A 2,382-nucleotide genomic window follows, 5' to 3' on the forward strand; every position below is an offset into this window, starting at 1 on the left:
TTATAATATTCATCATCATTATACTTATAAATGATATAGCAACTATTATTATAACCCACCTAAAAGCTAATGCCCTATCTCCAGCTTGCACAGCAGTGTATATAGCAAGAGATATAGTTTGAGTTCTATTAGGTATGTTTCCTGCAATCATAATAGTAGCACCAAACTCCCCTAAAGCCCTCGTAAAAGAAAGTATAGCCCCTCCTAATATTGACTGCCAGCTATTTGGAAGCATAACTCTCCAAAATATCCAGTTTTCAGATTTTCCTAATGTTCTAGCCGCATTTATAATATTAGTGTCTATCTGCTCAAAAGCTCCTTTACTAGTTCTATACATTAATGGAAAAGAAACTATAAAAGAAGCAAGTATAGCTCCCCTCAAAGTAAATATAAAAGGAAAACCTAACTTTTCAACTATGCTTCCTATAAAAGAATTTCTGCCGAAAAATATAAGCAAAAAAAATCCAACAACTGTAGGAGGAAGTACTAAAGGAAGAGTAAATACTATATCAAATATAGATGAAAATCTCTTTATCTTAAAAACAGCAAAGGCAATATATATTCCAACAAAAAAAGTTATTATAGTAGAATAGAATGCCGTTTTTAAAGAAAGTATTAATGGAGAATATTCCATATTATTCTACTACATTATTTTACTACAGTGAAACCATAATTTTGAAATATCTCTTTTGATTTGTCTGTAGAAATATACTCTATAAACTTTTTTGCTTCTTCTTTGTTTTGAGAAGATTTTATTATTGATATAGGATAAATCACTTTTTTATGAGTGCCTTCTGGAGCTTCTGCTATTATATTAATATTTTTTGCTATTTTAGCATCTGTAGCATACACTATTCCACAATCAACTTCTGCGGTTTCTACCCAGTCAAGTACATTTCTAACATCAGAACCATAAACAGCTTTTCCTTTAGCAATATCTAGTATAGATAAATTACTTAATATCTCTTCAGAATACTGTCCTACTGGTACACTTTTTGGCTCACCAAGACCAAGTTTTTTTATATTAGAATTAGTTATATCTGTAAATGATTTAATATTTAAATTAGAGTTCTTTGGAGTAATTAAAACAACTTTATTTTCAAGCAAATCTTTTCTAGTGTCACTGTCAATTAAACCTTTTTCTTCTAAAGCATTCATTTGTTTTTGAGCTGCAGAGAAAAATATATCGGCAGGAGCAGAAGCTTCTATTTGAGCTTGCAAAGCACCTGATGAAGCAAAAGAAAATATAACTTCTGTTGATGTTTCTTGTTTATAATTATTAGCTAGTTCTGTAAGTACATCTGTTAGGCTTGCTGCTGCTAGTACATATATTTCTTTATTTTCTGAATTAGATTGAGTATTATTTGATTGATTACATGATACAAACAAATATGATATTAAAAAAAATGCAAATATAATCTTTTTCATAACATTTCCTTAAATAAACTTTATTAAATATTATTAATGCCCTTCGCCTTTTATCATAGCTATAATATGTTCAAGCAAAGGTATAATTAATTTAGTGCAATATTTTGCCGCCTTCTCACTTCCAGGAAAGTTTACCACAAATACATTATCATTGATTCCAGCATACCCTCTTGAAAGAGAAGCAAATATAGTTTCTTTCATAGATTCCTGCCTCAAATAATCTGATACTCCCCTAACCTCTTTTTTACAAAACTCCATCGTAGCTTCAGGAGTTACATCTCTTTTTGATAAACCGGTGCCGCCTGTAGTTATTATTATATCAAATTTATCTTTATTATTTTCTAATGTATTTAATATTATATCATATTCATCTGGTATAATAATTTTTTCTATATTTGAAATTTTAGAATCTAATTCTTCTTCTAAAGTCTTTATAATAATATCACCAGATTTATCTTGATATATGCCTTTATATGCCCTATCAGATACAGTAATAACAAGTATCCTCAACTGTAATTTCTCCTCCCTTAATTACTCTAGCAAATATTCCCCTCTTAGGCATAATACAATCGCCAACCAACTTTTTTATATCGCATCCTCTATGGCATTCTTTTCCTATTTTTGAAACTTCTAATATTGTATCGCCTATATATATTTTAGTGCCTATTTTTAAACTATAAAGCTCTATACCTTTGGTAGTAATGTTTTCAGCAAAATCTCCAGGCTTTAAATTAGAGTTCATTTTTTTATTTGTATACTCTATATCTTCGATTGCAAGCAAAGAAACTTGTCTATCAGTTAATTTATCAAAATGAGCATCATTAAATACACCTTTATCTTCAACCAAAACAATGCTTTTTACAGGTTTTTTTATAGTGCCTGTATTTTCAGATATATTCAACGATACTAAACTAAATTTTTTATTATTCATATTTTTATAAGTATATTAAAAAA

The 2,382-nt window shown here is 28.8% G+C and carries 4 protein-coding genes; all 4 read right to left on the reverse strand.

Features of this window, described 5'->3' with window-relative positions:
- Positions 1–634, reverse strand: a 634-nt coding sequence (modB, locus tag E6A48_RS09245; protein WP_219709934.1) for a molybdate ABC transporter permease subunit, incomplete at its 3' end; no start/stop codon positions are given.
- Between the two features lie 14 nt (positions 635–648).
- On the reverse strand, positions 649–1,428 hold the full coding sequence (gene modA, locus E6A48_RS09250; RefSeq protein ID WP_219709935.1) for a molybdate ABC transporter substrate-binding protein: 780 nt from the start codon (positions 1,426–1,428) through the stop codon (positions 649–651).
- A gap of 33 nt (positions 1,429–1,461) precedes the next feature.
- Positions 1,462–1,938 (reverse strand): MogA/MoaB family molybdenum cofactor biosynthesis protein, encoded by a 477-nt coding sequence (locus E6A48_RS09255; protein WP_219709936.1) that lies wholly within the window; start codon positions 1,936–1,938, stop codon positions 1,462–1,464.
- Positions 1,910–2,359: an MOSC domain-containing protein gene (locus tag E6A48_RS09260; RefSeq protein WP_219709937.1), complete on the reverse strand. Its 450-nt coding sequence runs from the start codon at positions 2,357–2,359 to the stop codon at positions 1,910–1,912. Before E6A48_RS09260 ends, E6A48_RS09255 begins: the two co-directional genes overlap by 29 nt.
- Positions 2,360–2,382 lie beyond the last annotated feature (23 nt).

This window comes from Brachyspira pilosicoli, from assembly GCF_019402445.1.
GTDB classification, from domain to species: domain Bacteria; phylum Spirochaetota; class Brachyspiria; order Brachyspirales; family Brachyspiraceae; genus Brachyspira; species Brachyspira pilosicoli_B.

Coding starts and splice junctions, on each gene's coding strand:
- modA (WP_219709935.1), bottom strand. CDS start 1,428: ATGAAAAAGATTATATTTGCATTTTTTTTAATATCATATTTGTTTGTA.
- E6A48_RS09260 (WP_219709937.1), bottom strand. CDS start 2,359: ATGAATAATAAAAAATTTAGTTTAGTATCGTTGAATATATCTGAAAAT.